This window comes from Curtobacterium sp. MCLR17_045, from assembly GCF_003234405.1.
In the GTDB taxonomy this organism is placed as follows: domain Bacteria; phylum Actinomycetota; class Actinomycetes; order Actinomycetales; family Microbacteriaceae; genus Curtobacterium; species Curtobacterium flaccumfaciens.
In genome coordinates, this window is record NZ_QKTB01000019.1 from 36,433 (window position 1) to 51,713 (window position 15,281).

16 protein-coding genes are annotated in these 15,281 nt (G+C 70.2%); 6 read left to right on the top strand and 10 right to left on the bottom strand.

The annotated features are described in order from the left end of the window. Positions 1-171 precede the first annotated feature (171 nt). The 6 genes from pstS to DEJ05_RS12465 form a co-directional block, all read right to left on the bottom strand. A complete protein-coding gene (gene pstS, locus DEJ05_RS12440) occupies positions 172-1,278 on the bottom strand; it encodes a phosphate ABC transporter substrate-binding protein PstS (RefSeq protein WP_071404717.1) in 1,107 nt (368 codons plus the stop codon). A 340-nt stretch (positions 1,279-1,618) separates the two neighbouring features. Further along, positions 1,619-2,566 carry an NUDIX domain-containing protein gene (locus DEJ05_RS12445; protein WP_111029054.1) on the bottom strand — a complete coding sequence of 316 codons (948 nt, stop codon included), beginning with the start codon at positions 2,564-2,566 and terminating at the stop codon, positions 1,619-1,621. Beyond that, positions 2,563-4,728 carry an RNA degradosome polyphosphate kinase gene (locus DEJ05_RS12450; RefSeq protein ID WP_027466626.1) on the bottom strand — a complete coding sequence of 722 codons (2,166 nt, stop codon included), beginning with the start codon at positions 4,726-4,728 and terminating at the stop codon, positions 2,563-2,565. The genes DEJ05_RS12445 and DEJ05_RS12450 overlap by 4 nt, the downstream gene beginning before the upstream one ends. Before the next feature lie 116 nt (positions 4,729-4,844). Further along, positions 4,845-5,438, bottom strand: a complete 594-nt coding sequence (locus DEJ05_RS12455) for a hypothetical protein (protein ID WP_111029055.1) — start codon at positions 5,436-5,438, stop codon at positions 4,845-4,847. Between the two features lie 83 nt (positions 5,439-5,521). Continuing rightward, entirely contained in the window at positions 5,522-6,364 is an 843-nt protein-coding gene (mshD, locus tag DEJ05_RS12460) for a mycothiol synthase (RefSeq protein ID WP_111110548.1), read from the bottom strand. Further along, complete coding sequence (locus tag DEJ05_RS12465) at positions 6,364-7,047, bottom strand: response regulator transcription factor (protein ID WP_017888078.1); 684 nt, start codon at positions 7,045-7,047, stop codon at positions 6,364-6,366. Before DEJ05_RS12465 ends, mshD begins: the two co-directional genes overlap by 1 nt. A 221-nt stretch (positions 7,048-7,268) precedes the next feature. Here DEJ05_RS12465 and DEJ05_RS12470 point away from each other — a divergent pair, with 221 nt between their 5' ends. The 3 genes from DEJ05_RS12470 (at position 7,269) to DEJ05_RS12480 (ending at position 9,371) form a co-directional block, all read left to right on the top strand. Then, entirely contained in the window at positions 7,269-7,550 is a 282-nt protein-coding gene (locus DEJ05_RS12470; protein WP_128780538.1) for a hypothetical protein, read from the top strand. Positions 7,551-7,686: 136 nt separating this feature from the next. After that, positions 7,687-8,289 carry an FABP family protein gene (locus tag DEJ05_RS12475; protein WP_111110550.1) on the top strand — a complete coding sequence of 201 codons (603 nt, stop codon included), beginning with the start codon at positions 7,687-7,689 and terminating at the stop codon, positions 8,287-8,289. Further along, positions 8,289-9,371, top strand: coding sequence for a folate-binding protein YgfZ (locus tag DEJ05_RS12480; protein ID WP_111110551.1), 1,083 nt, complete (start codon positions 8,289-8,291; stop codon positions 9,369-9,371). The genes DEJ05_RS12475 and DEJ05_RS12480 overlap by 1 nt, the downstream gene beginning before the upstream one ends. A gap of 95 nt (positions 9,372-9,466) precedes the next feature. On the opposite strand, the gene DEJ05_RS12485 is transcribed toward DEJ05_RS12480, so the two are convergent. Then, positions 9,467-10,240, bottom strand: a complete 774-nt coding sequence (locus DEJ05_RS12485) for a class I SAM-dependent methyltransferase (protein WP_111032326.1) — start codon at positions 10,238-10,240, stop codon at positions 9,467-9,469. Between the two features lie 44 nt (positions 10,241-10,284). On the opposite strand from DEJ05_RS12485, the gene DEJ05_RS12490 reads away from it, so the two are divergent. After that, positions 10,285-11,031 carry a phosphoglyceromutase gene (locus DEJ05_RS12490; RefSeq protein WP_111029059.1) on the top strand — a complete coding sequence of 249 codons (747 nt, stop codon included), beginning with the start codon at positions 10,285-10,287 and terminating at the stop codon, positions 11,029-11,031. A gap of 183 nt (positions 11,032-11,214) precedes the next feature. Here DEJ05_RS12490 and DEJ05_RS12495 read toward each other — a convergent pair whose 3' ends face one another. Both DEJ05_RS12495 and phoU read right to left on the bottom strand, forming a co-directional pair. Beyond that, complete coding sequence (locus DEJ05_RS12495) at positions 11,215-11,763, bottom strand: AAA family ATPase (protein ID WP_035809234.1); 549 nt, start codon at positions 11,761-11,763, stop codon at positions 11,215-11,217. A 50-nt stretch (positions 11,764-11,813) separates the two neighbouring features. Then, complete coding sequence (gene phoU / locus DEJ05_RS12500; protein WP_027466613.1) at positions 11,814-12,482, bottom strand: phosphate signaling complex protein PhoU; 669 nt, start codon at positions 12,480-12,482, stop codon at positions 11,814-11,816. A 146-nt stretch (positions 12,483-12,628) separates the two neighbouring features. Between phoU and DEJ05_RS12505 the strand changes: the two genes are divergently transcribed. Both DEJ05_RS12505 and DEJ05_RS12510 read left to right on the top strand, forming a co-directional pair. Next, on the top strand, positions 12,629-13,795 hold the full coding sequence (locus tag DEJ05_RS12505; RefSeq protein ID WP_071404724.1) for a cell wall metabolism sensor histidine kinase WalK: 1,167 nt from the start codon (positions 12,629-12,631) through the stop codon (positions 13,793-13,795). Then, entirely contained in the window at positions 13,792-14,472 is a 681-nt protein-coding gene (locus DEJ05_RS12510) for a response regulator transcription factor (protein WP_027466611.1), read from the top strand. The genes DEJ05_RS12505 and DEJ05_RS12510 overlap by 4 nt, the downstream gene beginning before the upstream one ends. A 96-nt stretch (positions 14,473-14,568) precedes the next feature. Here the strand turns inward: DEJ05_RS12510 and DEJ05_RS18140 are convergent, their stop codons facing one another. Continuing rightward, entirely contained in the window at positions 14,569-15,225 is a 657-nt protein-coding gene (locus tag DEJ05_RS18140) for a hypothetical protein (protein ID WP_128780543.1), read from the bottom strand. Between the last annotated feature and the right edge of the window lie 56 nt (positions 15,226-15,281).

A 15,281-nucleotide genomic window follows, 5' to 3' on the forward strand; every position in this document is an offset into this window, starting at 1 on the left:
CCGGGGGAGGCGACGGGTTCTGGGGTGGTGGTGCGCGTCCGGGCCGTGGGCCCGGACGGGTGCGCGTCCGGGTGGGTCCTGGACGGGTTCGCGTCCGGTGGGGTCTTGGACGGCTGAGTGCCCGGACGCCGGTCGAGTGGGTGGGACCGGCGTCCGGGCGCTCAAGAGGCCTTACTTGATGGAAGCGACCGCGTCCTTGGCCTTCGACGCGAGGTCGGAGGAGAGGGCGGCCGACTTGGCCTCCTTGGCAGCGGCGTCCTGAGCGGCGCTCGAGACGACGTAGTCGAGGTAGCCCTTCACGAGCTCGGCCTTGTCGGCGTCCTTGTACTCCTGGCACGCGATGGCGTAGGAGACGAGGACCAGCGGCCAGGCACCGTCAGCGGTGTCCTTGCGGTCGATGTCGATCGCGAGGTCGTTGTCCTCGCGGCCGGTCGCGATCTTCGAGTCGGCGACGACCTGCGCGGCGCCGTCGGCCGAGATCTCGGTCGCCTTGTCGCCGACCATCAGCTTCGCGCGGTCGAGGTCGCCCGCACCGGAGTCGTCGATGTAGGTGATGGCGTTGGTGGCGTTGCCCATCGCGGAGGCGACACCGGAGGTGCCCTTCGCGCTGTCACCGACCGAGTACGGGAAAGTCTGGCTGGGCTCTTCGGTCCAGACGTCAGAAGCGTTCGCGGAGACGTACTCCGAGAAGTTCTGCGTGGTGCCCGAGTCATCGGAGCGGTGGACGACCGTGATGTCGGCGTCCGGCAGCTTCGCGTCCTTGTTCAGGTCGGCGATCTCGGAGTCGTCCCACTTGGTGATCTTGCCCGAGAAGATGCCCGCGATGGTCTTCGCGTCGAGGGTCAGGTCGCTGACGCCGTCGACCTTGTACGCGATCGCGATCGGGGAGATGTAGACGGGGATGTCGATGCCCTTGGTGTCCGCCTTGCAGGACTCGAACTTGCCCGAGAGCTCCTCGTCCTTCAGCGCGGCGTCGGAGCCGGCGAAGTCCGCGGCACCCGACATGAAGTTCTCGCGGCCGGCGCCCGAGCCGTCCGGGGTGTAGTTCACGGTGACGCCCGAGGCCTCGTTCTGGAAACCGGCGGCCCAGGTGGCCTGCGCGGTCTGCTGTGCCGACGAGCCGGAGCCGGTCAGGGTGCCGGAGAGCTTCGAGTAGTCGCTGCCGCTGGTGGAGGAGGACTCGGTGCTGCCCGCGTCCTCGTTTGCCGCGCACGAGGAGAGCACGACTGCGCCGGCGATCGCGATTGCTGCGATCGAACCGATTCGCTTGATGTTCACAGGGGTCCCTTCGGGAATGGAATGCAGTGGGACCACTGCGGTCCCTGGGCCGGTGCCGACCCGGGAGCGACTGTAGGGACGCGAGGTGACCGCAATCACCCCCGCTGGTGAACGGGAGGTGAACGAGGGGTTGTCCACGTCGGGGCGGCGTGCGCCGCTCCCGCGCAGGGAGCAGGATCGGGGGCACTGTGCGCTCGTTCGGAAGATGCGCACGCATGATCGCGGACGAGCGGCCGGGAGGCCCGGATCGCGTTCCCGGGCGCGGCGCGGCCCCGTCGTGTGGCCGGGTACCGGGCGTCTGCGCTGCGGTCCGGCGGTACTGCGGTCTGGCGGTCGCCGGCTACGCCGGGATCGTGTTGCGGTGCGTCTCGACCGCGACGAGGGTGTCCCCGGCGATGTGCATGACGGAGAAGTCCCCGACGGACAGCATCGCGGCGCGGCGCAGGTCGAAGCGGCCGGAGTCGTCGGCGGTCGCGGTGGCGATCCGGGCGATGATGTCGGGCAGCACCGGGCCGTGCGAGCAGAGGACGGCGGTCTTGCCCTTGTCGAGCCGGCGCCGGACGACGCCCTTGACGTCGGCGGCGCCGCGGTCGTGGGCGTCCTGGCTGATGTCGGCGGTGCTCGAGACCCCGAGCTTCGTCGCGGCGGACAGCGGTTCGACGGTCGCGAGGCACCGCGCTGCCGTGCTGCTCACGATCTTCTTCGGGCCGAACGCCGCGACCGGTGCGGCGGCGGCCTTGGCCTGCGAACGGCCGACGGGCAGCAGTGGACGGGTGGCGTCGGGGCCGTCCCAGTCTGAGCCGGGCACCGTCTTCGCGTGGCGCAGGGTGATCAGGGCGAACGTGCGGTGCTGTCCGGCGGCGGCGCGTACGGCGAACCGGTCGAGGATCGCGACGTCCCGCTCGTACGTCAGGCGGTTGCGGGCGTCGTCGATGGTGACCCACTCGAGCGCCGCGACCTCGTGGTTCGGCACGAAGGCACCGGCGCGGGCGTACTCCTTGGCCGAGACCCGGGCTGCCCAGTAGTGCACGACCTTGTCGCGGCCGTTCGGCAGCACGTACTCGGCGGTGCCGAGCGGTGCGCCGAGGTGGACGCGGTACCCGGTCTCCTCGTCGATCTCGCGCACGGCGGTCGTCGGGACGGCCTCGCCCGGGTCCACCTTGCCCTTGGGCAGGGAGACGTCCTTGTGGTGGTCGCGGTGGATGAGCAGCACGAGGGGGGTGCCGTCCTGTTCGCGCCAGACGACCGCACCCGCAGCGACGACGGGGCCCGAGGGACCGCCGCTCACCGAGTCGAGCGCTTCCGGGCCGAGATCTTCCGCATGGTCACATTCTGCACGTCCTCGAGCGGACGGCCCGCATCGTCCGTGGAGTGCCGTGTCCACTCGCCGTCGGACTCCAGGTGCCACGAGCTGGCGGTGTCGGCCATCGCCAGGTCGAACATCTCCTGGACCTCGTTGATGTGGTCCGGGGCGACCAGCCGCACGAGCGCCTCGACGCGTCGGTCGAGGTTGCGGTGCATCATGTCGGCGCTGCCGATGAACACCGCGGGGTCGCCGTCGTTGTGGAACGCGAACGCACGGGAGTGCTCGAGGTAGCGCCCGACGATGCTCCGCACGCGGATGGTGTCGCTGACGCCTTCCATGCCCGGCTTGAGCGAGCAGATGCCGCGCACCCACACGTCGATCGGCACCCCGGCCTGGCTCGCCAGGTACAGCGCGTCGATGATCTGCTCGTCGACCATCGAGTTGACCTTGATCCGGATGCCCGAGGGCTTGCCGGCCCGGGCGTTGGCAGCCTCGGTCTGGATGCGCTTGAGCAGGCCCTTCCGCAGGTGCAGCGGTGCCACGAGCAGGCGCTTGAACTTCTTCTCGATGGCGTAGCCGGACAGCTCGTTGAACAGGCGGGTGAGGTCCTTGCCCACCGTGTCGTCCGAGGTGAAGAGCCCCATGTCCTCGTAGATGCGCGAGGTCTTGGGGTTGTAGTTGCCCGTGCCGATGTGGCTGTAGTGCTTGAGCGTCCCGCCCTCTTGCCGGATGACGAGCACCAGCTTCGAGTGCGTCTTCAGCCCGACCAGGCCGTAGACGACGTGCACGCCGGCCTTCTCGAGCTTCCGGGCCCAGGTGATGTTGTTCTGCTCGTCGAAGCGGGCCTTGATCTCGACCAGGGCGAGGACCTGCTTGCCGGCGGCCGCTGCGTCGATGAGCGCTTCGACGATGGGGCTGTCGCCGGAGGTGCGGTACAGGGTCTGCTTGATCGCCAGCACGTTCGGGTCGGCCGCGGCCTGCTCGAGGAACGCCTGCACGCTCGTGGCGAAGGACTCGTAGGGGTGGTGGACCAGGACGTCGTTCGCCTTGATCGCGCGGAACAGGTCGGGCTTGGTGTTCGGCTCACCCGGCTGGAACTGCACCGGGGTGGTCGGCACGTGCTTCGGGTAGTGCAGGTCCGGACGGTTGATCTTGGAGATCTCGAACAGTCCGCCGAGGTCGAGCGGCGACGGCAGCCGGAAGACCTCTTCCTCGGTGATGTCGAGTTCACGCACGAGCAGGTCGAGGGTCACCGGGTCCATGTCCTCGGTGATCTCGAGGCGGATCGGCGGACCGAACCGGCGGCGCAGGAGCTCGCGCTCGAGGGCCTGGATGAGGTTTTCGGCCTCGTCCTCCTCGATCTCGACGTCCTCGTTGCGGGTGACCCGGAACACGTGGTGCTCGAGGACCTCCATCCCCGGGAACAGGTCGTCGAGGTGGTTCGCGATGAGGTCTTCGAGCGGGATGAAGCGCATCCGGCCGGAGTTGTCGTCGGGGAGCTTGATGAAGCGCGAGAAGTTCTGCGGCACCTTGAGGCGCGCGAACTCCTGGCGCTGCGACTTCGGGTTGCGGACCCGCACCGCCAGGTTGAGTGAGAGCCCGGAGATGTAGGGGAACGGGTGCGCCGGGTCGACGGCCAGGGGCATGAGCACCGGGAAGATCTGCTCGTTGAAGTACTCCCGCATCCGCTGCCGGTCGGCCTCGTCGAGGTCGGACCAGTGCTCGATGTGGATGCCCGCGGCGTCGAGGTCGGGCTTGAGCGACCCGATGAAGGCCTGGGCGTGCCGGTCCTGCAGCTCGTGGGCCTTCTTCGCGATGTCCCGCAGGACGTCGCTGGGAGCACGGCCGACGTTGGTCGGGACGGCGATGCCGGTGTCGATGCGGCGCTTCAGGCCGGCGACGCGGACCATGAAGAACTCGTCGAGGTTGGACGCGAAGATCGCCAGGAAGTTCGCCCGCTCCAGCAGGGGCTGCGTGCGGTCTTCGCCCAGCTCGAGCACACGCTGGTTGAACCGGAGCCAGCTGAGCTCGCGGTCGAAGTAGCGGTCCGTCGGCAGTGACTCGTGCTCGATCTCGATGACTTCGTCGAAGTCGTCGAGGTCGGGTGCGACGGATTCGCCGTCGAGCTGCGGTTCGGTGTCCATCCCCACATCCTGCCACCCGGCCCCTGCCACCGGAGGGGCCTCGGTGGACGCTGTGGAAACCGGCGGTGAACCGTTCGGTTGTGCAGGAACGGCCGCGACGGACCGAGGTGCTGCGCTCAGCGCGCGAAGACCTGCACGAACGCGCCCCACTGCGCCGGCGCCCGCTGCTCGAGCCACGCGCAGAACTCGGGGTAGGCGGCATCGATGGACAGGACACTGATCACCCCGCGCTGGCCGTGCACCTTGACGTCCAGGCCGCCGAAGCGGTTCGTCGTGGGCCGGATGTGCTTGATGGCAGCGGGGTCGACGGTCCGGGCGGCACGGAACATCGGCGTGACGACCAGCTGCGAGTCGTACGCCTCGACCCGGCGCCGCTTCTGCCCGACGCCCAGGTAGACGAACAGCAGCCCGAACAGCCCGATGCCGAGACCGCCGAGGAGCATCCCGATCGCCTCGGGGTCGTCGAGCAGGGCGAGTGCGGCCAGCAGGAAGAACCCGCCGACCACGATGAAGACGATCCCGATGATCCGGAGCAGCAGGTAGTTCCACCGGCGAGCGCGGACGGTGAAGAGCACGCCGTACGCCTCGTCCCCGACGACCGCCGACGGGGGGCGCTTCCGGTCGCTCTGGCGGACGAGTGCGGTGACGACGGCGGGGATGGCGACCATCGCCGCCATCGCGAGGAACACCGGCGACGGGTTGAAGTTCACCGGCGTGCCCCCGACCGTGCGTGCGGACGTCGTCGTTCGATGGGCGATCCGCCCTGGTCCCCCTGGATCATGGGCGCAGCGTATCAGCGACCTGAGGGTTGCTCCGGCGCCGCGTACTGCACGTCGATCGCGTGCTGTGTGAACCCCGAGCGCCGGTACAGCGCCAGCGCCGGCTCGTTGTCCCCCTCGACGTACAGCGCGGCGGCGGTCAGCCCGCGGCCGCGCAGCCGAGCGGTGCCCGCACGCATGAGCACTCCGCCGAGTCGCTGCCCCTGCAGGTCGGGCCGCACGGCGACGGCGTAGAACTCGCCGATGCCGTCCTCGACCTTGAGCCAGCACGAGCCCGCGAGCTGCCCGGAGGCATCGCGGAGCAGCAGCAGGTCCTCGCCTGCGAACCAGTCGTCGACCTCGCGGGCGTGCAGGTCGTCGAGCGTCATCCGCCCCTGCTCGGGGTGGTGGGCGAAGGCGGCGGCGTTCAGCGCGAGCCAGTCGGTCTCGTCGTCGGTGCCGGGGCGGAACGCCGACAGCGAGTAGCCGTCGGGCAGCGCCACGTCGGCATCAGCGTCGGCGGCGACGTCCACATCGGAGTCGGCGACGGGCGCCCGGAGCTGCAGCAGCGTGCGGACCGCGCGCCAGCCGAACCGGTCGGCCAGCGCACGCGCTGCCGGGTGGTCCCCGTGCGCCCACGCGAGCCGGGGAGCGGTCCCGCCGCCCAGCGCGAGTGCCTGCGTCACCAGGGCCGTGCCGATGCCCTGGCCACGGGCCTCCTGGGCGACGACCATCTCGAGCTCACCGTCACGGACCACGGCGACCCCGTGGTCGACGGTCAGGACGGTCGCGCGCCCCGCGCGGACGTCCACCAGGGTCTGGTCGGAGAACGGGGGAGCCTCGCCGGGGGCGACGAAGCTGTCGAGGTCGGGCAGCACTACTGTCCCATCAGGCGCTCGGCCTCGTCGTCGTAGACGTTGAAGCGGTACCCGACGTTGCGGACGGTGCCGATGAGCGACTCGAGGTCGCCGAGCTTGGCGCGCAGTCGTCGGACGTGCACGTCGACCGTGCGGGTGCCACCGAAGTAGTCGTACCCCCAGACCTCGCTGAGCAGCTGCTCGCGGGTGAAGACGCGTGACGGGTGGGTGGCGAAGAAGCGCAGGAGCTCGAACTCCTTGAACGTCAGGTCGAGCGGCCGGCCGCGCACCTTGGCGGAGTAGCTGGCCTCGTCGATGACGACACCGGACGCCTGGATCTTCGAGCTCGTCTGGCCCTTCGCCGCGCGACCGGCCGACAGCCGGATGCGGGCGTCGATCTCGGCCGGGCCCGCGCTCTCGAGCACGACGTCGTCGACGTTCCAGTCGCTGTTCACCGCGGTCAGCCCGCCCTCGGTGACGACGAGCACGATCGGCGTGGTCGACCCCGACGAGGCGAGGATCTTGCACAGGGCCTTCGCGCTGACCAGGTCGGTGCGGGCGTCCACGAACATCAGGTCGCTCTGCGGGGCGTTGACCAGCTGTGCGGCCTCGGCCGGCACGTGGCGGATCCGGTGGCTCAGGAGGCCCAGGCTCGGCAGGACGTCTCCGGGCGCGGTCGAGGTGAGTACCAGGAGCTGTGCCACAGGACCTCCGGAGGTGGATGACGTCGTGGAGACATCCTAGTGATGCTCGGGAAGGACTCATCCGGCCGGACGGATTGCGCGTCATCCCGCACTGCACGGCGCGAGCACCGCACCCCACGACGCGACCACCGCACCCCACGACGCGACCACCGCACCGCACGGGCGTGCGTTCCGCACCGCACGGTGCGTGCGCTCCGCACGTCCCTGCCATGATGGAGGGCGTGACCGAGCCCGTGCACCCCACCGACCAGCGTCGCCTGCGGCTGACGTCCGTCCTGCCGGTCTGGGTGCTGGCGGTCGTCGGGGCCGTGCTCGTGCTGACCGTGGCCGAGCGCGACGCCTTCGCCTGGCTGCTGCTCGTCTTCGTCGCCTGCGTGATGGTCAGCTTCGTGTTGCAGCTCATCACCGCCACGAAGGACGGTCTGGTCGAACGGATCAGCATCGCGTCGTCCGGGGCGTTCGTCGTGGTCCTCGTCACCGCGGTGGTGCTCCTGGCGCGTTGAGCCGAGCCGCGTAGACTCCGAGCATGGATTCGCTGCTTGCGCTCGAGCTCTTCTACGTCGGCCTCCTCGGCCTGGCGTCGCTCGCGATCGCGTTCATCTCGGTGGTCGTCGTCGTGAAGCTGTTCAAGGGCCAGCGTTGATCGAGCTGCCCGAGGGCCTCGCCCCCGAACTGGTCCCGCTGTCGTGGCTGGTCGGCGTGTGGGAGGGCGCCGGCGTCGTGGAGTACCCGGTCGGTGACGACGACGAGGTCCGGAACTACGAGTTCGGCCAGCGCGTCAGCTTCAGCCACGACGGCCTGCCGTACCTGAACTACTCGTCGACCACGTGGCTGCTCGACGACGACCACACCCCGCTCGCCGCCGAGATGGGCTACTGGCGGATCGACCGTCCGACCGAGCCGGGCGACCGCGGCCCCGCGATGCTCCTGGGCGACGGGCCCACGCCCTTCAGCACGGTCGAGAGCGTCGAGGCGCTCCGCAACACCACGGACGGCTTCGACGTCGAGGCCGCGATCATCCACCCGACGGGCGTCAACGAGCTCTACGTCGGCCGTGTGCTGAAGGGCCGGATCGACCTGTCGACCGATGCCGTGCTGCGCTCGCCGAACGCGAAGGACTACTCCGCCGCGACCCGTCTGTACGGACTGGTCGAGGGCAAGCTCTTCTGGGCGTGGGACATCGCCGCGCTCGGTCGCGAACTCACCTCGCACGCCTCGGGGCAGCTCGCGAAGGTCGACTGATGTCGGTGTTCGACGCGCGTGACGGCTTCGTCGCGGCCGACTCCGTCGCCGCGCACTTCGGCAACCCGATCGGGGAGCAGCGCCTGCTGACCCGGGGGCGTGCCGTCGTCGAGCTCGGACTCGGTGTCGTCACCGTCTCCGGACCGGACCGGTTGTCGTGGCTCAACTCGATCACCTCGCAGCAGCTCACCGGGTTGCCGACCGGCGTCAGCACCGAGACGCTCGTGCTCGACCAGGCCGGACGCGTCGAGCACGCGGCCCGCGTCGTCGACGACGGTGCGACGGTCTGGCTGCTCACCGAGCGCGCTGACGCTGCGCCGCTCGCCGGGTGGCTCGACTCGATGCGCTTCATGCTCCGGGTCGAGGTCGCCGACCGCTCCGACGACTTCGTCACCCTCGGCTGGTTCGGGGCGGACGCCCCGTTCGCGTCCGTCGAGTTGCCGGAACCGCCCGTCGCCGAGTGGGTCGACCCGTGGGGCGCCGTCACGCCGGGCGGATGGGGCTACGCCGACCAGGAGGCCCACCCCGGCTCCGACTGGACCCTCCGCATCGCCGTGGTCACCCCCGGCACCGCGGCCGCGATCGCCACGTCGGACGTCCCCGTCGCGGGGCTGCTCGCGTACGAGGCGCTGCGGATCGCCGCCTGGCGCCCGACCCTGTCCGACGTCGACGAGCGGACGATCCCGCACGAGCTCGACTGGCTGCGTTCCGCCGTGCACCTGTCGAAGGGCTGCTACCGCGGGCAGGAGACCGTCGCCAAGGTCCACAACCTCGGGCACCCGCCGCGTCGGGCCGTGCTGCTGCACCTCGACGGGTCCGACGGCGTGCTGCCGGCGCCCGGCACCCCCGTGCTGCTCGACGACAAGCAGGTCGGTCGGCTCTCGGCCTCGGCGATCCACCACGAGCTCGGTCCGATCGGGCTCGCCGTGGTGAAGCGCTCGCTCGACCCCACCGCGACCCTGCGGCTCGAGGCCGACGACGTCGTGGTGACCGCGGCGCAGGAGACCATCGTCCCGCCCGAGGCCGGTGCGACGGCGAACGTCCCGCGCCTGCCCCGCCTCGGAGTCGTCAAGCGCTCCTAGCTCCCCGTTGACGGTCGCAAAACACCGGTGTTCGCCGGTCGCACCGCGGTTTGCGGGTGTTCGGAGCGCGAACACCGGTGTCTTGCGTCGCAGGGTCAGGCAGGCTCGACGGCCGACCACGGGACGCTGAGCTCGCCGAGCCGCCAGCGCGTCACCCCGTGCAGCACCGGCCAGCCGCGGTCACGCATCCCACGCACCGTGGCGATCCACCGCTGTCGGGGCCCGTACGTGCCGAGCGGAGCCGCGACCGCCCACGACAGGTCGAGGTCGCGCAGGAACGCGTGCACCCGTTCGCCGGGCACGTTTCGGTGGATCAGGGCCTTCGGCAGCCGCTCGGCGACGATCGAGGGTACGTCGAGCCCGGCGAGCCGGAGCGACACCGTGAAGGTGTGCGGCGCGACGTCGTCGAGTGTCACCCACGATGCGACCCGGCCGACCTCGTTGCAGGTCCCCTCGACGAGCGCACCGCCGGGCTGCAGCCGGTCCTGCATGATCCGCCACGACCCGACCACCGCGGACTCGTCGTACTGCCGCAGCACGTTGAACGCCCGGATGACGGCGGGCCGGCGCTGCCCGGGCGTCGGCGTCTCGAAGCCCCCCAAACGGAACGTCACGCCGTCGCGGGTCCCGGCGTTCGCGAGCGCGACCCGCGAGGGCTCGATCTCGATGCCGGTCACCTCGACGTCGGGTCGGACGGCCGCCAGCCGGTCGCGCAGCTCGAGGGTGGTGGTCGGTGAGGCCCCGTAGCCGACGTCGGCGACGAGCGGGTCGTCCGTCCTGCGCAGCACCGGCAGGGTCGCGATCCACCGGTCGACGCGGCGGAGCCGGTTGTACCCGGTCGTCCCGCGCGTCACGTTCCCGATGGGCATGCGTCAAGGGTACGGGGCCGGTACCGCTCGGTAGACTCGGAGGCATGACCTCCACGCTCGTCCTGCTCCGTCACGGCAACAGTGACTGGAACCAGAAGAACCTGTTCACCGGTTGGGTCGACGTCCGGCTCAGCGAGCTGGGCGAGAAGGAGGCGAAGCGCGCCGGCGACCTCATCGCCGAGTCCGGCATCGTCCCCGACGTCCTGTACACCTCGCTCCTGACCCGTGCGATCCAGACGGCGGACATCGCGCTGCTGCAGGCCGACCTGGCCTGGCTGCCGGTGAAGCGCGACTGGCGCCTCAACGAGCGCCACTACGGCGACCTGCAGGGCAAGGACAAGGCCCAGACCCTGGCCGAGTACGGCGAGCAGCAGTTCATGGAGTGGCGCCGCTCGTTCGACGTCCCGCCGCCCCCCATCGCCGATGACGCCGAGTGGTCGCAGTTCGGCGACCGCCGCTACGCCGAGCTCGGCGACCGGCTGCCCCGCACCGAGTCGCTCAAGCTCGTGATCGACCGCCTGCTGCCGTACTGGGAGTCCGACATCACGAAGGACCTCGCCGCCGGCAAGACCGTGCTGGTGACGGCCCACGGCAACTCGCTGCGTGCGCTCGTGAAGCACCTCGACGGCATCTCCGACGACGACATCGCCGGCCTGAACATCCCGACGGGCATCCCGCTGGTGTACGAGCTCGACGACGACTTCACGCCGACGAAGCCCGCGTACTACCTGGACCCCGAGGCCGCCGCAGCCGGCGCCGCCGCCGTGGCCGCCCAGGGCGCCAAGAAGTAGCACCCACGCAGAACGCCCCGTCCGGCATCCGGGCGGGGCGTTCGTGCGTGTGCGGGGGTTCGCGAAAGCGACAGTGGGCCGCCGACGTTCCGCCGACTCCTGTCGCTCTGCCAGGAGGAACGGATCGCCCCGTCGACGACCTGTCGCTTCGGCAGCACGGTCAGCTCGACGAGCCGTGGCTGGTCAGACGAAGTGCGACGCGATCTCCTGCACCAGGGCGCCGACGTCGTAGGGCTTCGTCGTGTCGACCCGGATCACCGGGACGCCGGGCAGTCCGACGGGCCGGGCGTCGTCGCCGTGCTCGTCCCAGAAGGCCAGCACGTCGGCCAGGTCCCCGTGCACCTCGTGCCGCACCGGCACGGTGCCCGGTTCGTACCGGTCGCGCAGCCGCTGCTCGGCGGTGGCGCGGTCCGTGTCGCACCACACCTCGACGGCGCGAGGCGAGCCTGCGGACGCGAGTCCGGCCTCCAGGAGGTCGCGGTCACGGGACGGCAGCCAGACAGCGTCGAGGACGACCCCGTTCTCGACGGCCCGCGCCATGGACCACATCGTGTCCATCGCGATGCCGCCGAGCGGCCGCGAGGCGATCATCGGGCCGACGACGTCGGCGAGGGGCTCCTTGATGCGGTCCTTCGACAGGAACGGGCAGCCGAGCACCTCGGCGAGTGCCGTGCCGATGCTGCTCTTGCCGGAACCGGGCATGCCGTTGACGATGATCGCGACCTGGGCCATGCCACGATCCTCGCAGACCGATCGGGCCGGGTCAGACCGATCGGGTCGGGTCAGACGGCCGCGGTCGAGGTGGACGCGCCGGTCCAGTCGCCGGTGGCCAGGTACTCGACCTTCTTCGCGATCGAGACCGCGTGGTCGGCGAAGCGCTCGTGGTAGCGAGAGGCCAGGGTGGCGTCGACGGTGTCGATCGGCCCGCCCTTCCAGGCCTCGCCGAGCACGAAGTCGAAGACGCTGGCGTGCAGTTCGTCGACGGCGTCGTCCTCGTCGCGGATCTCGGCCGACAGCGCGATGTCCTCGGTGGCGAGCAGCCGCGTGAGCTTCTGCGCCATCGCGACGTCGTGCCGGCCCATCTCCTTGAAGGTGCTGCGGAGGCCCTTCGGCACGACCTTCTCGGGGAAGCGCTGGCGGGCGAGCTGCGCGATGTGCTCGGCCATGTCGCCCATGCGCTCGAGCGAGGAGCTGACGCGCAGGGCGGTGACGACAACGCGCAGGTCGCGGGCGACCGGGGCCTGGCGGGCGAGGATGTCGATCGCGATCTCGTCGAGGCTGTTCGCGGCGAGGTCGATCTTCTCGTCGTCGGCGATCACCTCTTCGGCGAGGGCGACGTCGGAGTCGCTGAAGGCCTGCGTGGCTCGGGTGATGGCGGACTCGACGAGCCCGGCGATCTCGGTCAGTCGCTCCTGGACGTCCTGGAGTTCCTGCTGGAAGACTTCGCGCATGGGGGAGTACCTCTCTCTGCGTACCGGACGAGTGTCGTCAGCCCAGGTGAACGAACGGTGACGCGGGGCTGAACGCTTCGCGTTCTGGCCTTCCGCAGACGGTGAACGGTACCGGAACCCCGCATGACCATCCCTACACTGGCGGCATGGACAACGCGTGGCTCGTGCCACTGTCGATGCTCCTCGGCGGGGTCTTCGGCGCGGGCGTCGTGGTGCTGATCATCACCGCCGAGCGGACGGCACGTGCTGCCGACGTGGCGGAGCGGACCCTGCCGGACGGCGTCGCAGCGGTCATCGCGACGATGCACAACCCGGCGGTCGTCATCGACCCGTCGAACACCGTCGTCGCGGCATCCCCCCAGGCCCTCACGGCGGGGCTCGTCGTGCGCCGACGCCTGGTGCACCACGAACTGCTCGAGCTCATCGACCGGGTGCGCAAGAGCGGGGAGATGGGGTCGGAGGACCTCGAGCTGCCGCGTGGTCGCCACGGGGAGCTCATCGGCTACCTCAGCTTCCGTGCCGCCCAGCTCGGCAACCGGTACGTCCTGCTCACGGCGGACGACCTGACCGAGAGCCGGCGCATCGACGAGGTCCGCCGCGACTTCGTCGCCAACATCTCGCACGAGCTGAAGACGCCGATCGGCGCCATCGGCCTGCTGTCCGAGACCCTCGTCCTCGCCGCCGACGACCCCGTGCACGTGAAGAAGTTCGCCGCGCAGCTCATCACCGAGTCCGAGCGGCTCGGAGCGCTGACGAAGGACATCATCGAGCTGTCCCGGCTGCAGTCCGTCGACGCGCTCGAGAACAGCGAGGAGACCGGCATCGACAAGATCGTGCAGGCCGCGATCGACGCGAACGAGGTCGTCGCCCGCGCCCGCTCGATCGAGATCATCCGCGCCAAGAAGTCGAAGCTGCGGGTGATGGGCGACCGCGGGCTGCTGCAGGTCGCGGTGTCGAACCTCATCGCCAATGCGGTGAAGTACTCGCCGGACAACACCCGCGTCGGCGTGGGCGTCCGGTCGTCGAAGGGCTTCGTCGAGATCGCGATCACCGACCAGGGCGTCGGCATCCCCGAGGCCGACCTCGACCGCGTCTTCGAACGGTTCTACCGTGTCGATCCCGCACGGTCGCGCGCCACCGGGGGCACCGGCCTCGGGCTCGCGATCGTCAAGCACGTCGTCAGCAACCACGGTGGTGACGTGCGCGTCTGGTCGCAGCCCGGCAAGGGCTCGACCTTCACCATCCGTCTGCCCGAGGCAGATCCCGAACTGACCACAGCACTCGAAGAGCAACTGGAAGAGCAGCCATCGTGACCAAGATCCTCATCGTCGACGACGAGCCGGCCCTGAGCGAGCCCCTGGAGTTCCTGCTGCAGCGTGAGGGGTACGAGACCTCCGTCGCTGCCGACGGCGTGACCGCGCTGTCGAAGTTCGACGCGGAGAACCCCGACCTGGTGCTCCTCGACCTCATGCTGCCGGGCCTGAGCGGCACCGAGGTGTGCCGGCAGATCCGGACCCGGTCGAACGCGCCGATCATCATGCTGACCGCGAAGGACTCGGAGGTGGACATCGTCGTCGGGCTCGAGCTCGGCGCCGACGACTACGTGACGAAGCCGTACTCGACCCGGGAGCTCCTGGCCCGGATCCGTGCCGTGCTCCGTCGCCGGACCGAGGACGACCCGGCGGACAGCGGCATCCTGCAGGTCGGCGGCATCCGGATGGACGTCGAGCGGCACACGGTGTCGGTCGACGGGTCCGAGACCCCGATGCCGCTCAAGGAGTTCGAGCTCCTCGAGCTGCTGCTCCGGAACGCCGGCCGTGTGCTGACCCGCGGGCAGCTCATCGACCGGGTGTGGGGTTCCGACTACTTCGGCGACACCAAGACCCTCGACGTGCACATCAAGCGCATCCGCTCGAAGATCGAGCGGGTCCCGTCGACCCCCGAGATCCTGGTGACGGTCCGCGGTCTCGGGTACCGCATCGAGGCCTGAGACGGACGGACAGGAGGCCCGGTGCGAGTCCCTGGGACTCGCACCGGGCCTCCTGTGCGAACGGCTCGGGCGCGGTGTCAGCCGCGCCCGTCGGCGTCAGTTGGTGCCGTTGTCGCCCTCGGACGAATCCGTCTGCGAGTCGGTCGGCTGCGTGCCGGGCACGGCCTCGCCGGTCGACTGTGCGCCGCTCTCGGACGGGGACGTCGAGGTGGGCGTCGGGGTCGGGCTCGGCGCGAGGGTCTGGTACTCCTCCTGCGAGCTCGTCAGCACCGGCACGTTGGCCGAGGTGCCCTCGGCGTCGGGGTAGCTGAAGTAGACCTTCACGAGCGAACCGGGCTTGGCGTCCGCGTTGTCGAACACGATCGGCTCGGCGTCACCGGCGGTGGTGCCCTGCGTGGTGTCGCCCTCTTGCACGCTCGACTCGTCGTCGCTGCCCGCACCCGCGGCCATGGCGAGGTCGACGTGGGTGTTGGCCGGCACGTCGACGGTCTGGGTGTCGCCGCCGATCTCGATCGAGACGGTGTAGTCGTCCTGGTCGTCGTTGTTCACCAGCGTGCCGATGAAGCGGGCGCTCTCACCGTCGTCCGAGATCAGGAGGGCGTTCCGCACGTCGACCTTGCCGGTCGAGACGTCCACGCCGTCGGTGATCTGCTTGATGTCGACGGTGTGGGCCGGCGACATGAACTCGCACCCGGTGGCGCCGAGCGCGATGGTTGCCGCAACGGCGACGGACACGAGTACCCGAGGTCGCAAGAGATTCCTCCGTAAGTCACGATGGAGACCGGGCGGTCCCCGCGCCCATCCTAGCG